Raw genomic sequence first — 19280 nt, 5'->3', positions numbered from 1 at the left:
CACGAGTCACCGCAGCTTCGGGTCGAAGGCGTCACGGATCGCGTCGCCGAGCATGATGAACGCCAGCACGGTCAACGCGAGGAATGCCGACGGGACGATCAGCGGTGTGGCCGCCTCCCGCATGTGGATGCGGCCGGTGTCGATGTCCTGACCCCACGAGATGGTCGGCGCCTTAAGGCCGATGCCCAGGAAGGACAGCGTCGCCTCGGCCGCGATGAACGAGCCGAGCGCGATGGTCAGCACGACGATGACCGGGGCCAGCGAGTTCGGCAGGATGTGCCGCCACATGATCCGGCTGTTGCCGGCGCCGAGCATCCGGGCCGCCGAGACGTAGTCCTGCTCCTTGGCGGTGATCACCGAGGACCGGACCACGCGGGCGGCGGTGGTCCAGCCGAGCAGGGCCAGCACGAAGACGACCGCGCCGATCCGGGCCCACTGGCTGTCGCTGGACACCCGCTTGAGCAGCACGATCGCGGCCAGCAGCAGCGGGATGCCGAGCACCACGTCGATCACCCGGGACAGCACCGCGTCGACCCAACGGCCGAAGTAGCCGGCCAGCATGCCGATCACCAGCGCGATGATCCCGGTGCCGAGCGCCGCGAGCGCGCCGACCAGCAGCGAGGCGCGGGTGCCGTAGACCGCCCGGGAGTACGTGTCGCAGCCCTGGAAGTCGTACCCGAAGATGGCCCCGCCGGACGGCCCGGCGTGCTGCCGGGAGAGCAGGCAGTCGTTCGGGTTGTTGGCGGTGAACACCCCGGGGACCAGCGCCATCAGGGTGAAGATGACGACAAGCGCCAGCGAGATCCAGAAGATCGGGTTGCGGCGCAGATCGCGCCAGGCGTCCCCGGCCAGGCTGCGGGGCTTGTTCGCGGCGCCGACCTGATTGGGTGTGCCCGGCTCACCCGAGGGGCCACGGCGGGCGGCCTGGTTCTCGCTGGCCGCCACCGTCTCAAAGTCACTCATGCCGCCACCTCGCTGCGCTCACTCATAGCGGATCCTCGGGTCGAGTACGGCGTACAGGACGTCCACCACCAGGTTCGAGACCAGGTAGACCACGACGAGCACGCTGACGATGCCCACCACCAGGGGGCCGTCCTCGGTGCGGATGCCACGGAAGAGGTTGAAGCCCACGCCGGGGATGTTGAAGACGCCCTCGGTGATGATCGCGCCGCTCATCAGGTTGCCCAGTTCCACGCCGAGGAAGGTGACCACCGGGATGAGCGAGTTGCGCAGCACGTGGACGACGACGATGCGGCGCTTGACCAGGCCCTTGGACCGGGCGGTCCGGACGTAGTCCGCGCGCAGGTTCTCCGCCACCGAGGCCCGGGTGAGCCGCAGCGCGGTGGCCAGCGACAGCGAGCCGAGCACGATGCCCGGCAGGAGGAGTGCGTAGAACGTCGGGTCGGAGCCGGCGGTGGGTGGGAAGAGCTGCCACCTGACGCCCAGGAAGTACTGCGCCAGGGGTGCCAGCACGATGGTCGGGACGCCCAGCACCAGCAGGGTCAGCACCAGCGTCGAGTTGTCGAAGATGCTGGCCCGGCGGATGCCGGCGAGCACACCTGCGGTGACCCCGAAGATGATCGCCACGGCGAGCGCGATGAGCGCCAGCCGGACAGTGACCGGCCAGGCCTGCTGGAGGATGTCGCCGATGTTCCGACCGGTGAGCGACTCGCCCAGGTTGCCCTGGAGCAGGTTCTTCACGTAGTCGAAGTAGCGGTAGAAGAAGCCGCCGACGCCGGTGGCGTCCAGGTGGTACCTCTCGGTCAGGTACGCCCGTTGGGCCGGCGTCACCGGCCGCTCACCGGCGAGCGCCTGGATGGGGTCGCCCTGCCCGGCGAATGTCAGCGCGTAGACGATCAGGGTGGTCCCGAAGAACGCCAGGACCATCTGCAGTAGGCGCCGCAAGATGTAGCGGAACATGCTTAGCAGTCTCTCCGGAAATGTGCGAAAGGGTCGCAGGACGGCATCTCTGGTCGTACCCGAAATATCCGAGACGTGCCGTCCGGCCCGGGGAAGCCGGCACCACCGACGCCGGGTCCGCTCCTGCGACCCGGCCCGGTGGTGCGGTCGGGCCACCCGAGCGACGCCCGGGTGGCCCGCACCATGGTCAGCTCAGCTGGCCGCTTCGATCTTGACGAGGTTGACCCGCTGGAACAGGTCCATCTGCACGTTCTTGACCTTGGTCGAGTGACCGAACACGTTCTCGCCGAAGCGGAGCGGGATCACCGGCATGTCCTTGGCCAGGATGTCCTCCGCCTGCTGGTACTTGGCGATCGCCTCGTCCTGCGTCTTGGCGGCGGAACCCTCCTTGACCAGCTTGTCGAACTCCGGGTTGCTGTAGCCGTAGTAGTTCGACGAGCCGTTGGTGCTGTACAGCGGGCCGAGGTAGTCCTCCATGGTCGGGTAGTCCATGACCCAACCCATCCGGAACGCACCCACCGGCGTCTTCTTCTCGACCTTGGTGAGCAGGTCGGCGAACTTCGGCTCGGCCGAGCCGACGGCGTCCACACCCAGGTTGGCCTTGAGCTGGTTGACCGTGGCGTCGACCCAGTCCTTGTGACCGCCGTCGCCGTTGTAGGAGATGACGATCTTCTTCGGGCCGCCCGCGGCCTGGTAGAGCTTCTTGGCCTCGGTCGGGTTGAACTCGCCGGCCTTGCCCGCGGTGTTCTCCCGGTAGCCCGGCAGGACCGGTGAGACGAAGGAGCGCGCCGACGTCTGCGAGCCCTTGAAGACCGACTTGGTGATCTCGTCACGGTCGATCGCCATCGAGATGGCCTTGCGCACGTCCGGGTTGGCGTAGTCCTTGTCGAACGTCGGGAACGCGAGGAACTGGAACGACGACATCGGGCTGGTCTGGTACCGGTCGCCCAGGTCGCTCGGCGCGGTGCTCAGGCTCTCGGTCGGGATCGTCGGCAGCACGTCCAGGTTGTCCGCCTGGACGTCCGCGTAGGCCGCGGTGAGCTGCTGGTAGATCCGGAACTCAATGTCCTTGACCTTGGGCTTCTCACCCGGGTACGCGTCGTAGCGCTCGACATCGATCTTGCTGTCGTGCTGCCAGGTGCCCTTCATCTTGAAGGGGCCCTGACCGATCGGCGCCTGCTCGAAACCGTCCTTGAGCACACCCGGGGCCGAGAACGCGGCCTTCGGCAGCGGGAAGAACGCGTTGTAGCCGAGCGTGGTCTTGAAGTCGATGTACGGCTCGGACAGCGTCACGGTGAACGTGGCGTCGTCGACCTTCTTGAGGCCGGACATCTCCTTGGCCTTCGGCGCCTTGCCCTGCAGGTCCGCGTAGCCAGCGACCTTCTCGAAGAAGTAGTTGCTGTCCTGACCGTTGGGGGCGTACGCGCCGTAGTTCCAGGCGTTGATGTAGTCCTCGGACGTGACCTTCTCACCGTTGTGGAAGGTGAAGCCGTCCTTGAGCTTGATCGTCCAGACCTTGTTGTCGGACGAGGTGATCGACTGCGCGGCGACCTCGTACGGCTTGTTCTGGGCGTCGTAGTCGACGAGCGGGCTGAACAGGCCGGCGAGCACCTGTGACCCGGACGTCTCGGTGGTGTTCGTGGGAACCAGGTGCTTCGGCTCGGCGATCTGAATGCTGACCGCCGACGTGCCGCTGCCGCTGGATCCACCGTCTCCGCCGCTGCCGCAGGCCGCGAGGCCCAGCGTCACCGCGAGCGGGAGGGCGGTCCAGGCGGCGAGTCTACGAACTCGCATTGAGCCTCCTCATCTCCTCACGCTGCGCAGTCAGGCCCGACGCTGGGTTACGCTGCGCAACAAGCGGCAACGGTAGGTCGGCGACCGGCCGTCGGCAACGAGGCGGTTGCGGGTGGGTAACGGTCCGGCACGGCAGGCCTTGCCGAAGGTCGGCCGATCTGCTAGCAAATTTCGGTGTAAACGTCTTTCACCTGCAAGAATTCGGCCGGTCAACAAGCCCACTGTGCCGGCATCGGCCAGCCTGGTGCCCTCTCGGCTTGCCATCCTGTACCTGCCGCACTCGGCCGCCCTGTCTGGTTCGACGGTGACCAAGTCCACGATTCGTGACTGAGAGTGACTAGCGCCACGTAACTGAAAGTCACAAGCTGTCGCCGGGGGCGGAGCCGGTGGCGCCGGAGGTCGTCCGAACGCCGGAGCGGTGGCCGTGAGACGATCTGGTGGTGACGGCGACGCTTCTGGACGGCAAGGCAACCGCGGCGGAGATCAAGGACGAGCTGCGGATACGGGTGAAGGCACTCGCGGAACGCGGCATCACCCCAGGGCTCGGCACGGTCCTGGTCGGGGCGGATCCGGGCAGCCAGGCGTACGTCAACGGCAAGCACCGCGACTGCGCCGAGGTCGGCATCGCCTCGATCCGGCGGGAGTTGCCCGCCGACGCCACCCAGCAGCAGGTCGACGACGTGCTGGCCGAGCTGAACGCCGACCCGGCGTGCCATGGCTACATCGTCCAGCTGCCGCTGCCGGCCCACCTCGACACCCAGCGGGTGTTGGAGTCGATCGACCCGGACAAGGACGCCGACGGCCTGCACCCGGTCAACCTGGGCCGGCTGGTGCTCGGCTACGACGGCCCGCTGCCCTGCACCCCGCGCGGCATCGTCGAGTTGCTCCGCCGCCACGACGTGGCCCTGCGCGGCGCCACCGTGGCCGTGGTCGGTCGGGGCAACACCGTCGGTCGGCCACTCGGCCTGCTGCTCACCCGTCGCAGCGAGAACGCCACGGTCACCCTGTGCCACACCGGCACCCTCGACCTCGCCTCGCACACCCGGGCCGCCGACATCGTCATCGTCGCCGCCGGCGTACCGGGGCTGCTCACCGCCGACATGATCAAGCCGGGCGCGGTGGTGGTCGACGTCGGCATCACCCGGGTGATCGGCGCGGATGGCAAGGGCCGCTACACCGGCGACGTGGACCCGGAGGTGACCGAGACGGCCGGCGCCCTGGTCCCGATGCCCGGCGGTGTCGGGCCGATGACCCGGGCCATGCTGCTCACCAACGTCGTCGAGCGCGCCGAGCGCGACTGACCCCGCGCGCCGGCAGCGCCCAACCAGGACGGCGGTGACGTTCGCCCCATCCCGGCGATGGCCGCCGCCCCTGGCCTGATCGGTGCCAGGATGACTGATACGGTCCGGAAAACCGACTGGTATCAGGGAGTGGGACGACCATGGGTAAGAAGGTCACTGTCGTCGGGGCTGGCTTCTACGGCTCCACCACCGCACAGCGCCTGGCCGAGTACGACGTCTTCGACACCGTAGTGATCACCGACATCGTGGAGGGCAAGCCCGCGGGCCTCGCGCTCGACCTCAACCAGTCCCGGGCCATCGAGGGCTTCGAGACCAAGGTCGTCGGTGTCACCACCGGCCCCAACGGCGAGGGCTACGAGCAGATCGAGGGCTCCGATGTCGTCGTGATCACCGCTGGTCTGCCGCGCAAGCCCGGCATGAGCCGGATGGACCTGCTGGAGACCAACGCCAAGATCGTCCGTCAGGTCGCCGAGAACGTCGCCAAGTACGCCCCGAACGCCGTCGTCATCGTGGTCTCCAACCCGCTGGACGAGATGACCGCGCTGGCGCAGCTCGCCACCCAGTTCCCGAAGAACCGGGTGCTCGGCCAGGCCGGCATGCTCGACACCGCCCGGTTCAGCAACTTCGTCGCCGAGGCGCTGAACGTGCCCGTGGCGTCGGTACGCACGCTGACCCTGGGCTCGCACGGCGACACCATGGTCCCGGTCCCGTCGAAGAGCACCGTCAACGGCAAGCCGCTGCGTGACGCGATGCCCGCCGAGCAGATCGAGGAACTGGTCGTCAAGACCCGCAACGGTGGCGCCGAGGTGGTCGCGCTGCTCAAGACCGGTTCGGCGTACTACGCCCCGTCCGCCGCCGCGGCCCGGATGGCGAAGGCCGTCGCCGAGGACTCCGGCGAGGTCATGCCGGTCTGCGCCTGGGTCGACGGTGAGTACGGCATCTCCGGTGTCTACCTCGGTGTCGAGGCCGCGATCGGCGCCGAGGGCGTCAAGCGGGTCGTCGAGACCGACCTGGACGCCGACGAGCGCGCCAGCCTCCTGGCGGCCGCCGAAGCCGTCCGCGCCAAGCAGGGCGACGTCTCCAGCATGTAGTTCCCCGCTCCACCGCACGAAGGGCGCGCCGGCTTTCGCCGACGCGCCCTTCGCCGTCCACCCCCGGCCCGCCCAAACCTGCGTTGATCATGGAGTTATTGCCAGTTTCATCGGCGAGTCGGGGCAATAACCTCATGATCAACTTGGCCGCGCGTGGGGGCGAGGGTGGTCTCGCCGTCGACCACCCGGAGCTGGCCGGCGGCGCGCAACGGCGCGACCAGGCCGGCCGGCAGTGCCGGATTGAGTGTCTCCGCCGCGTCGAGCTCGGCCCGCTGCACCAGGTAGCTCGCGTTCGGGAAGTACGGCCGGCCGGGGGTGCCGGTCACGGCCCAGCCGATGTGGTCGGTGTGCAGGTGGGTGAGCACGACGGTGTCGACGTCCGCGGGGTCGATGCCGGCGGCGGCCAGCTCGGCGGGCAGTCGCCCCGGTACGGGCGCCCAGCTCGCGGCCAGTGAGTCGGCCGGGCCGATGCCGGCGTCGACAAGGGTGACCGGCCCGTCCCCGGAACGGATCGCGAAGCTGCGAAACGGCAGCCACCACTGCCCGTCGGCGGTCACCGCCCCCGGGTCGCGTCGGTCGGCCTCCCGCCAGTGGGCCGCCGTGGCGTGCGGAAACGCCTCGGTGCGAGGTTGGAAGAAAGCTCCCTCGGCGTCGATGAGCGCGGTGACCGTGATAGACCCGAGGGTGCGGCTCAGTGGCATCGGGCGATGGTGCCAGGGAATCCTGTGCCGTGCAGCCCGCTTCCACCGGCCGACCGAGGCCGGGTGGGGGCTGCCCGTCCAATTGCAGTACGCTCGTACTGCTTGAGCACGTGTCCCCCGAGAGGAGCGCCGGCCGATGGCGAAGATCAAGGTAAACAACCCGGTCGTGGAGCTCGACGGCGACGAGATGACCCGGATCATCTGGAAGCAGATCCGGGAGCAGCTGATCCTGCCCTACCTCGACGTCGACCTGCACTACTACGACCTGTCGATCCAGCACCGCGACGAGACCGACGACCAGGTCACCGTTGACGCCGCCAACGCCATCAAGGAGCACGGCGTCGGCGTCAAGTGCGCGACCATCACCCCGGACGAGGCCCGGGTGGAGGAGTTCGGCCTGAAGAAGATGTGGCGGTCGCCCAACGGCACCATCCGCAACATCCTCGGCGGCGTCGTCTTCCGTGAGCCGATCATCATGTCCAACGTGCCGCGGCTGGTCCCCGGCTGGACCAAGCCGATCATCATCGGCCGGCACGCCCACGGTGACCAGTACAAGGCCACCGACTTCGTCGTCCCCGGCCCGGGCACGGTGACCATCACCTACACCCCCGCCGACGGCGGCGCGCCGATGGAGATGGAGGTCGCCAACTTCCCCGGCGGCGGCATCGCCATGGGCATGTACAACTACGACGAGTCGATCCGGGACTTCGCCCGGGCGTCGTTCCGGTACGGGCTGGACCGCAACTACCCGGTCTACCTGTCCACCAAGAACACCATCCTCAAGGCGTACGACGGCCGGTTCAAGGACATCTTCGCCGAGGTGTTCGAGACCGAGTTCAAGGACGAGTTCGCCGCCGCCGGCATCACCTACGAGCACCGGCTCATCGACGACATGGTCGCCGCCGCGCTCAAGTGGGAGGGTGGCTACGTCTGGGCCTGCAAGAACTACGACGGTGACGTGCAGTCCGACACCGTCGCGCAGGGCTTCGGCTCGCTGGGTCTGATGACCTCCGTCCTGCTCTCCCCGGACGGTCGTACCGTCGAGGCCGAGGCCGCGCACGGCACGGTCACCCGGCACTACCGGCAGTACCAGAAGGGCGAGAAGACGTCGACGAACCCGATCGCGTCGATCTACGCCTGGACCCGGGGCCTGGCCCACCGGGGCAAGCTGGACGGCACCCCGGCGGTCACCGAGTTCGCCAACACGCTGGAGCAGGTCATCGTCGACACCGTCGAGGGCGGCCAGATGACCAAGGACCTGTCGCTGCTCATCTCGCGCGACGCCCCGTGGCTGACCACCGACGAGTTCATGAACGCGCTCGACGAGAACCTGGCCCGCAGGATCGCCGCCTGATTCAGGCGTACCGCGTCATCGGAGCCCGCCGGCGTCTCAGCCGGCGGGCTTCGGCGTGTCCGGGGCTGACGCGCCGGGTGGCGTCACCGGCGTCGGCGCGCCTCGTTGACCAGGATGGACGAGATGCCAGTCGCGTCCGAGGAAGGTTGACCCACGGTCGACCCGCGGCACCCGTGCGCCGATCAGCCAGCCTTCCCGGCTGTGCCGTGCACAGCCAGCCGTCCCTTCCCTGCGGGGGGCCCTGTCCCGGGCCCCCCGCGCCCTGTTTCCGTCGCTCACCCGCAGGGCCGGAAAGCAGCCCGGCTCAGACGGCGCGCAGCAGTTCGGCGGCCCGCTCGGGGGAGATGTCGTTGATGAAGACACCCATCCCGGACTCGGACCCCGCAAGGTACTTCAGCTTGTCCTTGGCCCGCCGGATGCTGAACAGCTGCAGGTGCAGGTGGCCCAACTCGCGGTCGATCCGCACCGGCGCCTGGTGCCACGCCGAGATGTACGGCATCGGCATGTCGAACAGACCGTCGAAGCGGCGCAGCAGATCCAGGTAGAGCGGCCCGAAGGCATCCCGCTCGCTGTCACTGAGCGCCGGAATGTCGGGTACCACCCGGTGTGGCGCGACGTGCACCTCGAACGGCCAGCGGGCGGCCGCCGGGACGAACGCCGTCCAGTGTTCGTTCTCGGCGACCACCCGGTCGCCGGTCGCGCGCTCGGCGGCCAGCACGTCCGCGTACAGGTTGCCCCCGCCGGTCCGTTCCGCGTGCCGGCGCGCCGCGGCCAGCAGCGCGCGGGTGCGCGGCGTCACGAAGGGGTACGCGTAGATCTGCCCGTGCGGGTGGTGCAGCGTGACACCGATCTCGACGCCCCGGTTCTCGAAGCAGAAGATCTGCTCCACGCCGGGCAGTTCGCCGAGCACCTCGGTGCGGTCGGCGAGCGCGTCCAGGACGGTGCGGACCCGGCTCGGCGGCAGGCTGGCGAAGGAGGCGTTGTGGTCCGAGGTGAAGCAGACCACCTCGCATCGGCCGACTCCCGGTCGGACCGGCGTGAACGGGGTGATCTCGCCGGGCTCCTCGGCGACCCGGCCACTGAGCGACGGGAACCGGTTCTCGAAGACCACCACGTCGTAGTCGGGCGCGGGGACCTCGGTCAGCCGATCACCCACCGACGGGTCGAGGGGGCACTCGTTCGCCGGGGGGAGGAAGGTGCGGGTCTGCCGATGCACGGCCACCGCCACCCACTCGTCGGTCAGCGGGTCGTAGCGCAGTTGCGACGCGGGGGGCGGCGGCGGCAGGTCGCGGCGGTCCGGCTGGTCGCGGACCGCGTCGTCGCGCTCGTCGAAGTAAATCAGTTCCCGGCCGTCGGCCAGGTCGATCGCGGTGCGTTTCACTGCGCCGCCCCCTCACTCGTCGGCGTGCGCGTCGCGCGGCCCGCCCCGGTCGCCTCTACCATGATCAATTCGCCCACCTGTTCGCCGAGTACCCGTCGTGCGGGCGCAGGCAACCGGTCGTCGCTGACCAGTACGTGTGCTGCCGCCAGCGCGACGATCGAGGAGATGCCCACCGTGCCCCACTTGGTGTGGTCGGCCAGCACCACCAACCGGTCCGCCGCGGCCACGAGCGCCCGGTCGGTCTCCGCCTCCATGAGGTTCGGGGTGGTGAAGCCGGCCCGCTCGGTGATGCCGTGCACGCCCAGGAAGAGCAGATCCAGGTGCAGTGCCCGGATCGCCCCGACCGCGAGTGGGCCGACCAGTGCGTCCGACGGCGTACGGACGCCCCCGGTGAGCACCACCGTCTGGTCCGGTCGACCACCGGCGTGCAGGATCTCGGCCACCGGCAGCGAGTTGGTCACCACGGTCAGGCCGGGGACGTCCACCAGCTTGCGGGCCAGCTCGGCGGTGGTGGTGCCGGCGGAGAGCGCGACCGCCGCGCCCGGCCGGACCAGTTGGGCCGCCCGCTCCGCGATGGCCGCCTTCTCCGCCAGTTGGCGGACCGACTTGGCGGAGAAACCCGGCTCGTCGGTCGAACTCGGCCCGGCCGCCGTGGCGCCGCCGTGCACCTTGGCCAGCAGGCCACGCTCGTGCAGCGCCTCCAGGTCACGACGGATGGTCATGTCGGAGACGCCGAACTCGGCTGCCAACTCACTCACCCGGACGCCGCCGGTGGACCGTACCCGCTCCAGGATGGCCGCCTGCCGCTGCTGAGCGAGCATTCGCCGTGCCTCCCGGAGGTCCCCGTACTCTCACGCGGTCAAACGTGTTCCAACAAAGACGAACACTAGCGCGGAGCGGGCGGCGGCCGGACAGCGGCTACGGAAACGCCTCAGGAAGAGGCGATCTTCAGCTCCACCCAACCGGTCTCGGTGAGCTGGTGCAACACGGCCTGGACGGCGTCCGCGACGCTGAGATCGGTGGTGTCCAGCACCAGGTCGGCGTCGCTCGGCTCCTCGTACGGGTCGTCGATGCCGGTCATGCCGGTGAGCAGGCCGGCCCGCGCTCGCGCGTACAGGCCCTTGCGGTCCCGGCGCTCACACACCTCCAGCGGAGTGGCGACGTGCACCAGCACGAAACCCGCCCCCGCGGCCAGGGCCATCTCGCGGGCGGCGGCACGGGCCGCCGCGTACGGGGCGATCGGGCAGCAGATGCCCACCCCCCGGTGCCGGGCGATCTCGGCGGCCACCCACCCGATCCGCCGGACGTTCATGTCCCGGTCGGCCTTGCTGAAGCCCAGCCCGGCGGTGAGCTCCCGGCGCACCACATCCCCGTCGAGCAGGGTCACCGTGCGGTCGCCGCTCTCCCGCAACGCGTCCGCCAGCCCGCGCGCGATCGTCGACTTGCCGGAGCCGGAGAGGCCGGTCAGGAAGACCACCAGCCCCCGGTGCCGGCGCGGTGGCCGGGCCCGGGCCAGCTCCCTCGCCACGGCCGGCGGGGTGTGCCACTCCGGCAGGGGGAAGCCCCGATCCAGCAGGTCCTCGATCTCCTGCTGGGTCAGCGCGAGCCGACGGTTGCGCGGGGGGATGTCCTCCCGCCAACGCCACTGCCCGTCCCTGTTGTCGTAGGCGAGTTCGCGTGGCACCAGCACCCGCAACCCGGCACCGGAGAGCATCTCCCCGGTGGAGAGCAGGTGGGTGACCCCGTACGCGGCGGAGACCCGGGCGCGCAGCAGCGCGTCGCTGATCTCCTCCCGACGATGCGACAGCGGCACCGCGATCACGGTGGCGGGCGGCATCCGGTCCCGGGCGGCGAAGATGATGCGTACCAGCGCCTCGGGCGGAAGCCCTCCGACGCCGCCCTCACCGACCGGGATCATCACGAGCAGGTGCGCGGCCAGCGTGCGGGCGGCGTGGGCGATCTGAGCGAGCTGGGGGCGGTGCAGCGGCCGGTCGGCGATCACACCGAGCACCCGGCCCGGGGGCAGCAGCGCGCGGACCTCCTCCGGGCTGCGACGCAGTCGCTGGAACGGGCCGTGGCCACCGTCGCCCAGCCGCCGGACCTGGCCGCCGACCCCGGCCACGCCCTCGCGCACCGGCCAGACGTCCGCCACGTCCAGGGCAGCCGCCGGCGCGCCCTCGCCGTCGGTCAGCACCAGCGCCCGGCGGGCCGGGTCGCGCGGATCGAAACCCTGAGCCAGGGCGGCCGGCACCTGGAGGGTCACCGCGACCTGCCACGGAGTGCCGTCGGCCAGTTGGCCGCGCCGGCTGACCGACACCAGGTCGGCACGGGTCATGAAACCGGTCAGGGGGGTGTACGCGCCGGTCAGCAGCAGCTCCAGGTCAGCGAGCTCACCGGGACGCGGCGTGTACGCCGGTGCGTCCTGCAGCACCTCGTCGGGCAGCACCCAGCCGTTGCTCATCCACACCCCCCACTCGCTGACCGGCACACAGTTTCGCAGCCGACCGTCGATCGGTCGAGGCCGCCACTCCACGATCCGGTCGGGCGGATCAACACCGGATCCGCCGACCCCGCCGACTTCACCCCGAACCGGTTGTGGTCGGCGTGGAGGACGAACTCGCTCGACATCCAGGTGACGCGGGCACGACTCCCGACAGGCCGGGAGATGAATGGTGTCACCCCGGAGCGGCGTTTCCCGAGGCGGGGTCGCGCCGGACGCGCTACCGGCGGCAACGGTTCCACCACCCTCGGCGGGGGGACCTTAAGGGTCCGTCGGGGCAAGGATCAGGGGAGCGCCGGGGGCGCGCCGGTGTCCGTGGTGGGCGTCGACTCCCTAGGCTGGCAGCGTGACACTGATCGCGACCCAGTCGCTCACCAAGACGTACGGAGGTCGGGTCACCGCGCTCGCCGACCTCACCGTCGCCGTCGAGCCCGGGATCATCGGCCTGGTGGGCGCGAACGGCGCCGGAAAATCCACGCTGATCAAGATCCTGCTCGGCCTGATCGCCCCGACCAGCGGTCAGGTCTCGGTGCTCGGCATCGACCCGTCCGCCGACCCGGCGGCGGTTCGTGCCCGCGTCGGTTACATGCCCGAGCACGACTGCCTCCCACCCGACCTGTCCGCCGCCGAGTTGGTCACCCACCTCGGCCGGATGAGCGGCCTGCCCCGCACCGCCGCCCGCGAGCGAGCCTCGGAGGCCCTGCGGCACGTCGGGCTCTACGAGGAGCGTTACCGCCCGGTGGGTGGCTACTCCACAGGCATGAAGCAGCGCGTCAAGCTGGCCCAGGCGCTTGTGCACGACCCCGATCTGCTGCTGCTCGACGAGCCGACCAACGGTCTGGACCCGGCCGGCCGGGACGCCATGCTGGCGTTGGTGCACCGGATCGGCACCGAGTTCGGCATCTCCGTGCTGGTCTGCTCGCACCTGCTCGGCGAGGTCGAGCGGATCTGCGACACGCTGATCGCCATCGACGGCGGCAAACTGCTGCGCGCCGACCACATCTCCGCGATGACCACGGCCACCGACGTGCTCGCCGTGGAGGTCAGCGAGGGCACCGAGGAGCTCGCCGCCCGGCTCGCCGAGCTGAAGCTGCCGGTCGCGCGGGACGGGCGACTGCTGCTCGTGCCACTCGCCGACGACGGCACCTACGACCTGATCCTCGGCGCGGTCGCCGAACTGGACCTGCCACTGCACCGACTGGACCAGCGCCGGCACCGGGTGGCCGAACTCTTCGCCACGAGGGAGCTCTCCCATGCCTGAGTCGACCGCAGCCGCCGTGCGCCCCGCGCCGACAGGCGTCATCCACGACATCGGCTACCAGCGCTACGAGGGTCCGAGGCAGGGCCGCCGGCAGGTCTTCGGCGCGCTCTACGGGCACGGGCTGCGCACCGTGTTCGGCTTCGGGCGCAGCGCCAAGGCCAAGATCTTCCCGTGGCTGGTGGTCGGCATCGTCGCCCTGGTCGCGGTGGCCCTGGCCGCGATCCGCAGCCAGATCGGCGAGCCGGTCGCCACGTACGCCCAGTTCGCCGACGCGATGAGTTGGCTGGTCATCTTCTTCGTCGCGGTGGCCGCGCCGGAGTTGGTCTCCCGGGACCTGCGCAGCGGCGTACTGCCACTGTATTTCTCCCGACCGCTGCCCCGCAGCGACTACGCGCTGGCCAAGCTGCTGGCGCTTGTCACGGCACTCTGGCTGCTGCTCGGCGGGCCGCAGTTGCTGATGTTCCTGGGTGCCGCGTTCACCACCAAGCAGGGCATGCGCGGGGTCTGGAACGAGCTGCTCGACCTGCTGCCCGGCCTGCTCTACGCCGGGCTCTGGGCGGTGGTCTTCGCCTCGATCGGCCTGCTGGTCGCCTCGCTGACCGGCAAGCGGGCCTTCGCCGCCGGCGGCGTGGTCGCGGTCTTCCTGATGACCACACCGATCGTGGGCGTACTGAGCATCCTGCCGTCGCAGACGGCCAACGAGCTGGCCGGGCTCGCCTCGCCCTCCACGCTGGTGCAGGGGGTGGGCATCTGGTCGCTGGGTGACCTGCTGGTCGAGGGCGATCCGGGCGAGATGCTGATCGGCGGATTCGGCCCGGTCTACGCCCTGGCCGCGGTGCTGTTGGTCGCCGGCGCGACCGCCCTCCTGCTGGTCCGCTACCGGAAGGTCGCCTCCTGATGAGCACGCTGAACCTGACCGGGGTGTCCCGGTGGTACGGCAACGTGGTCGCGGTCAACGACATCAGCATGGCCCTGGGGCCGGGCGTGACCGGGCTGCTCGGCCCGAACGGCGCCGGCAAGACCACGCTGCTGCACATGATGGCCGGGTTCCTCTCCCCGTCGCGCGGCACGGTGACGCTGGACGACGAGCCGACCTGGCGCAACCCGGACGTCTACCGACGGTTGGGGCTGGTCAGCGAACGGGAGGCGGTACAGGGCTTCCTCACCGCGTACGAGTTCGTGCTGGCCAGCGCGAAGCTGCACCGGCTGGCCGATCCGGCGGCGGCCGCCCGGCGGGCGATCGACCTGGTCGAGCTGGAGTCGGCGCAGAGCCGTCGGATCGGCACGTACTCCAAGGGCATGCGCCAGCGGGCCCGCGTGGCCGCCGCGTTGGTGCACGACCCGCAGGTGCTGCTGCTCGACGAGCCGTTCAACGGGATGGACCCGCGCCAGCGGCTGCACATGATGCAGTTGCTGCACACGCTCGGCGACGCCGGCCGGACCATCCTGTTCAGCTCGCACATCCTGGAGGAGGTCGAGCAGGTCTCCGGGACGGTGCAGGTGATGGTGGCCGGGCGGTTGGCGGCTTCCGGCGACTTCCGGACCATCCGCCGGTTGATGACCAATCGCCCACACGTCTTCGCGGTGCGGTCCACGGACGACCGGGCGCTGGCCGTCGCGCTTATCGCCGAGCCGTCCGTCAGTGGGGTCGAGCTGGACCCCACCGGCCTGACCGTGCGGGCCGGTGACTACGGCGCCTTCACCCGGGCACTGCCCCGGATCGCGCTCAAGCACGGCATCCGGGTGCGCCAACTGGTGCCGTCCGACGAGTCTCTGGAGAGCGTCTTCTCCTACCTGGTGGAGGCCTGACATGTCGACAATTACCTGGATCACCGCGCGTGGGCTGTTCGGCAGGCGTCGGTTCCTGCTGCTGCTTCCGCTGCCGTTGGTGCTGCTCGGGCTGGCTGTGCTCTGCCGGTCGCTCGGAGTGGACCCGGGCGAGTGGGGGCCGCCGGTGCTGGTCGGCCTGGGGCTGGCCGTGGTGCTGCCGGTGGTCGCGCTGATCATCGGCACGGGCGTGTTGGGCGCCGAGATCGACGACGGCACTGTCGTGCACATCCTGACCAAGCCGCTGCCGCGCTGGCAGATCGTGCTGCCGAAGCTCGCGGTCGCCGCCGGGGTCAGCGCGGCCACCGTCGCGGTGCCGCTCTACGTCGCGGGCGTGCTCGCCAATTCGGTACGTCTCGGACTGGCGTTGGCGGTCGCGGCGACGCTCGGCGCGCTGGCGTACTCGGCGTTGTTCCTCGCCCTCAGCCTGGTCACCAGGCGGCCGGTGCTGCTCGGCCTGGTCTACGTGCTGATCTGGGAGGGGCTGCTGGGCAACTTCGTCAGCGGCACCAAGGTGCTCTCCATCCAGCAGTACGTGATCGCCCTCACCGACCGGATCGCCCCCACCGGGTTGTTGGAGACCACCGTGTCGGTGCCGGTCGCCTCGGTGATGACCGCGTTGGTCAGCGTCGGGTTCACCGTGCTGGCCATCGACCGTCTGCGTTCGTTCAGCGTGGCCGGCGAGACGAGCTGAGACCAGTGCCCAACGGTGATCCGGCCAGCCACACCTCGGCGGTAGGGCTGGCCGGATGGACCGGCCGGCCCCCGTCGGGCCAGGCTGTTGGGTGTGAGCGTCGAAGCGGAGCGGACGTCGTTGGCTGAGCCGTACTCCCGGAGCAGCCGGCCCTGGCTGACCAGTCTGGCAGTTGCCGGGCTGGCCTGCGCCACGGTCGCGACGGCTGCCCAGGGCAGCGGGCAGTTCCACTGGTGGGCCGTGTTCATCCTGATCCCGGCCGCGTTGATCGCGGCCAGTGGCGGCCCGTTGCTGGCTCGGGGCGGCGGCCGGGCCTTCGCCGGCTACATGCTCGCCTGCGTCGGCACCATCGTGTTCGCGGTGGGCGCGCTGCTGATGTTCGGTGTCATGGGGCGGGGTTGGCCGTTGCTCGTGGTGCTGCCCTGCCTGGCGGTCGCCGGCACCTACGGTTGGCGGGCGGCCCACCCGCTGGCCCGCGGCCTGCACCGGGCGGTGGCCCTGCTCGCGCTGACCGGCGCGATGCTCGGGCTGACCCTGCAAGCGATCCGGGTGAACCTGATCGACCTGGAGACCGGTTGGTGGGGTGCGTTCATGATGCTGGCCGGCGCCATCGTCCTGGGCAACGCGGGCGAGCTGACCCGACACCGGATGCCGTACCGCCTCCAGGCGATCACCCTGCTGGTGGGGCCATCCGTGGTCGCTTTCCTGCTCGGGCTGCGTTTCCTGCGCGGCTGGTGACGCCCGTCCGCCGCCGCCCCGGGGGGTGGCGGCGGCGGACGCGGCTCAGAACGCGCAGGCGACGACGAGTTCCGGGGTGCGGTCGGGGAGCAGGTCGAGTTTGCCGATCCGACCGGCCGCCCGGAGGTCGTCGGCGACGAGGGTGAGCTGCTCCAGGAGGGCCGCCGGGCCGAGCGCCTCGGCCAGCGGCACCTCCGCCCTCATCGACAGCTTCCGCTCCGACTTGGCCCGGCGCACCTGACTCAACGCGTCGCCGGCGAGCCGCAGCAGGGCCGGGTCACCCGAACCCTCGATCGACCGGGCCACCTCGTAGGTGGTGGGCCACGTCGCGCGGTGCACCGAGCCGTACCGCCACCACGACCAGATTTCCTCGGTCACGTAGGGCAGCACCGGGGCGAACAGTCGGAGCTGCACCGAGAGCGCCGAGGCCAGCGCCGCCCGCGCCGAGTCCGCAGCCGCGCCGGTGCCGTACGCCCGCTCCTTGACCAACTCGATGTAGTCGTCGCAGAACCGCCAGAAGAACGCCTCGGCCGCCTGCAACGCGGCGGTGTGGTCGTACGCGTCGAGGGCGGTGCTCGCGGCGGTGACCACGGTGGTCAGTTCGGCGAGCATGGCCCGGTCCAGTGGCGTGGTCGCCGACAGCTCCAGGTCGCGGCGCGGCGTCAGACGCGCCGAACTGGAGTTGTCGTCCGGGGCGCGGAGCGCGTCCGCAGCCCCCAGCCCGAGCACGAACTTGGACGCGTTGAGCAGTTTCGTGGCCAGTCGTCGGCCGATCTTGATCTGCGCCGGGTCGAAGGCAAGATCCATGCCGGGCTTGCCGCTGGCCGCCCAGTAGCGCACCGCGTCCGAGCCGTGCTGCTCCAACAGGGCCAGCGGGGTGACCACGTTGCCCTTGGACTTGGCCATCTTCTTGTGGTCCGGGTCGAGGATCCAGCCCGAGAGCACGGTGTCCCGCCAGGGCAGCACCCCGTGCTCGAAGTGCGAACGGACCACGCTGTCGAAGAGCCAGGTCCGGATGATCTCCTGCCCCTGCGGGCGGAGGTCCATCGGAAAGACCTGCGCGAACAGCTCCGGGTCGGTCTCCCAGCCACCGACGATCTGCGGGGTCAGCGACGAGGTGGCCCAGGTGTCCAGCACGTCCGGATCACCGATGAAACCGCCCGGATGGCCGCGCTGCGACTCGTCGTACCCGGGCGCCGGATCGCTGGATGGGTCGACCGGCAGCGCGGACTCGTCCGGCGTGAGAGGGTGGGACCAGTCCGGCTCGCCAGTGTCGTCGAGCCGGTACCACACCGGCACCGGCACCCCGAAGAACCGCTGCCGACTGACCAACCAGTCGCCGGTCAGGCCGCCCACCCAGTTGTCGTAGCGGTGCTTCATGTGCGCCGGCACCCAGTGCAGCTCCTCGCCCCGGGCCAGCAGAGTGGCCCGCAGGTCGGCGTCCCGCCCGCCGTTGCGCAGATACCACTGTCGAGTCGAGACGATCTCCAGTGGCCGGTCACCGCGCTCGTAGAACTTGACCGGATGGGTGATCGGGCGTGGCTCGCCGATCAGGGCACCCGCGTCGGCCAGCATCCCGACGATCTCCCGGCGGGCGCCGTTGACGGTCTGCCCGGCCAGCGCCGCGTACGGCTGCGCCGGCACCCCGGCCGGCGGCTCCGGAAGCAGCCGACCGTCGCGGCCGATGACCACCCGGGTGTCGAGGTCGAGATCCCGCCACCACGTCACGTCGCTCAGGTCGCCGAACGTGCAGACCATCGCGATGCCGGTGCCCTTGCCCGGCTCGGCGAGCGGGTGGGCGCGCACCGGCACCTCGACGTCGAACAGCGGGCTGCGGACGGTCGCGCCCACCAGGTCGGCGTACCGCTCGTCGTCGGGGTGACAGACCAACGCCACGCAGGCGGGCAACAGCTCCGGTCGGGTGGTGTCGATCTGCACCTCGCGCCCGTCCGGGCCGGTGAACCGCAGCCGGTGGTAGGCGCCGGGGCGTTCCCGGTCCTCCAACTCCGCCTGGGCGACGGCGGTGGCGAAGCCGACGTCCCAGAGCGTCGGCGCCTCCGACTGGTACGCCTCGCCGCGCAGCAGGTTGCGCACGAACGCCCGCTGACTTGTGGTCCGGGCGATCCGGCCGATCGTCGTGTACGTCAACGACCAGTCCACCGAGAGCCCGAGCCGTCGCCACAGCGACTCGAAGACCTGCTCGTCGGTGGCCGTCAGCCGTTCACACAGCTCGATGAAGTTGCGCCGGGAGAGCGGGGTGGGGTCGCGGCGGGCCGCGTCGTCGACCGGAGTCGCCGGTGGCCGCCACACCGGGTCGTACGCCAGCGCCGGATCGCAGCGCACCCCGTAGACGTTCTGCACGCGACGCTCGGTGGGCAGGCCGTTGTCGTCCCAGCCCATCGGGTAGAAGACAGCCTTGCCGCGCATCCGCTGGTATCGCGCGACGATGTCGGTGTGCGTGTACGAGAACACGTGCCCCATGTGCAGCTCGCCCGATACGGTCGGCGGCGGGGTGTCGATCGCGTACACGTCTTTCCTACGACCATTCCGGCTCGGCACGTCTGACGCCGCGCCGCGACCCGGAACGGTCGGCTTCGAGCGGTCGAACGCGTACGTGCCCTCCTCTTGCCAGCGGCGTGCCCAGCTCTCCTCGAGCCCGTCCAGGGTCGGACGCTCGGGGACGCCGGCGCGGGCCGTCCTCGCCGTATCGGTCATCCA

16 protein-coding genes are annotated in these 19280 nt (G+C 70.4%); 8 read left to right on the top strand and 8 right to left on the bottom strand.

All coding sequences use genetic code 11. The features are described 5' to 3' along the window. Positions 1-6: 6 nt before the first annotated feature. From AB0C25_RS31315 to AB0C25_RS31305, 3 genes are all read right to left on the bottom strand, one after another. Positions 7-963: an ABC transporter permease gene (locus tag AB0C25_RS31315; protein WP_357377977.1), complete on the bottom strand. Its 957-nt coding sequence runs from the start codon at positions 961-963 to the stop codon at positions 7-9. A gap of 18 nt (positions 964-981) precedes the next feature. Next, positions 982-1920 (bottom strand): ABC transporter permease, encoded by a 939-nt coding sequence (locus tag AB0C25_RS31310; protein ID WP_357377975.1) that lies wholly within the window; start codon positions 1918-1920, stop codon positions 982-984. Positions 1921-2112: 192 nt separating this feature from the next. Next, complete coding sequence (locus AB0C25_RS31305) at positions 2113-3714, bottom strand: ABC transporter substrate-binding protein (RefSeq protein ID WP_357377973.1); 1602 nt, start codon at positions 3712-3714, stop codon at positions 2113-2115. A gap of 440 nt (positions 3715-4154) precedes the next feature. On the opposite strand from AB0C25_RS31305, the gene AB0C25_RS31300 reads away from it, so the two are divergent. Together AB0C25_RS31300 and AB0C25_RS31295 are read left to right on the top strand one after the other, a co-directional pair. Next, the gene (locus AB0C25_RS31300) at positions 4155-5015 is read left to right on the top strand and encodes a bifunctional methylenetetrahydrofolate dehydrogenase/methenyltetrahydrofolate cyclohydrolase (protein WP_357377971.1); all 861 of its coding nucleotides are present in this window, start codon (positions 4155-4157) and stop codon (positions 5013-5015) included. 140 nt (positions 5016-5155) lie between these two features. Continuing rightward, positions 5156-6106, top strand: a complete 951-nt coding sequence (locus tag AB0C25_RS31295) for a malate dehydrogenase (RefSeq protein WP_357247006.1) — start codon at positions 5156-5158, stop codon at positions 6104-6106. A gap of 107 nt (positions 6107-6213) precedes the next feature. On the opposite strand, the gene AB0C25_RS31290 is transcribed toward AB0C25_RS31295, so the two are convergent. Next, positions 6214-6807 (bottom strand): MBL fold metallo-hydrolase, encoded by a 594-nt coding sequence (locus AB0C25_RS31290; RefSeq protein WP_357377969.1) that lies wholly within the window; start codon positions 6805-6807, stop codon positions 6214-6216. 136 nt (positions 6808-6943) lie between these two features. On the opposite strand from AB0C25_RS31290, the gene AB0C25_RS31285 reads away from it, so the two are divergent. Beyond that, a complete protein-coding gene (locus AB0C25_RS31285) occupies positions 6944-8161 on the top strand; it encodes an NADP-dependent isocitrate dehydrogenase (protein WP_357377967.1) in 1218 nt (405 codons plus the stop codon). A 304-nt stretch (positions 8162-8465) separates the two neighbouring features. Here the strand turns inward: AB0C25_RS31285 and galT are convergent, their stop codons facing one another. From galT to cysC, 3 genes are all read right to left on the bottom strand, one after another. After that, complete coding sequence (gene galT, locus AB0C25_RS31280; protein ID WP_357377965.1) at positions 8466-9542, bottom strand: galactose-1-phosphate uridylyltransferase; 1077 nt, start codon at positions 9540-9542, stop codon at positions 8466-8468. Further along, positions 9539-10363 (bottom strand): DeoR/GlpR family DNA-binding transcription regulator, encoded by an 825-nt coding sequence (locus AB0C25_RS31275; protein WP_357377963.1) that lies wholly within the window; start codon positions 10361-10363, stop codon positions 9539-9541. The genes galT and AB0C25_RS31275 overlap by 4 nt, the downstream gene beginning before the upstream one ends. A 110-nt stretch (positions 10364-10473) precedes the next feature. Next, positions 10474-12003, bottom strand: a complete 1530-nt coding sequence (cysC, locus tag AB0C25_RS31270) for an adenylyl-sulfate kinase (RefSeq protein ID WP_357377961.1) — start codon at positions 12001-12003, stop codon at positions 10474-10476. 385 nt (positions 12004-12388) lie between these two features. Between cysC and AB0C25_RS31265 the strand changes: the two genes are divergently transcribed. From AB0C25_RS31265 to AB0C25_RS31245, 5 genes are all read left to right on the top strand, one after another. Beyond that, on the top strand, positions 12389-13303 hold the full coding sequence (locus tag AB0C25_RS31265; RefSeq protein WP_357377959.1) for an ABC transporter ATP-binding protein: 915 nt from the start codon (positions 12389-12391) through the stop codon (positions 13301-13303). Beyond that, the gene (locus tag AB0C25_RS31260; RefSeq protein ID WP_357377957.1) at positions 13296-14201 is read left to right on the top strand and encodes an ABC transporter permease subunit; all 906 of its coding nucleotides are present in this window, start codon (positions 13296-13298) and stop codon (positions 14199-14201) included. The genes AB0C25_RS31265 and AB0C25_RS31260 overlap by 8 nt, the downstream gene beginning before the upstream one ends. Next, positions 14201-15112 (top strand): ABC transporter ATP-binding protein, encoded by a 912-nt coding sequence (locus AB0C25_RS31255; protein WP_357246986.1) that lies wholly within the window; start codon positions 14201-14203, stop codon positions 15110-15112. The genes AB0C25_RS31260 and AB0C25_RS31255 overlap by 1 nt, the downstream gene beginning before the upstream one ends. A gap of 1 nt (position 15113) precedes the next feature. After that, a complete protein-coding gene (locus AB0C25_RS31250) occupies positions 15114-15824 on the top strand; it encodes an ABC transporter permease subunit (protein ID WP_357246983.1) in 711 nt (236 codons plus the stop codon). A gap of 93 nt (positions 15825-15917) precedes the next feature. Beyond that, positions 15918-16562, top strand: coding sequence for a hypothetical protein (locus AB0C25_RS31245; RefSeq protein ID WP_357246980.1), 645 nt, complete (start codon positions 15918-15920; stop codon positions 16560-16562). 45 nt (positions 16563-16607) lie between these two features. On the opposite strand, the gene valS is transcribed toward AB0C25_RS31245, so the two are convergent. Further along, positions 16608-19277 (bottom strand): valine--tRNA ligase, encoded by a 2670-nt coding sequence (gene valS / locus AB0C25_RS31240; RefSeq protein ID WP_357377954.1) that lies wholly within the window; start codon positions 19275-19277, stop codon positions 16608-16610. Positions 19278-19280 lie beyond the last annotated feature (3 nt).

Source organism: Micromonospora sp. NPDC048839, assembly GCF_040649915.1.
Taxonomy (GTDB): domain Bacteria; phylum Actinomycetota; class Actinomycetes; order Mycobacteriales; family Micromonosporaceae; genus Micromonospora.
Note: the sequence above shows the minus strand (reverse complement) of the source record. Positions and strands in the feature narration are given on the sequence as shown.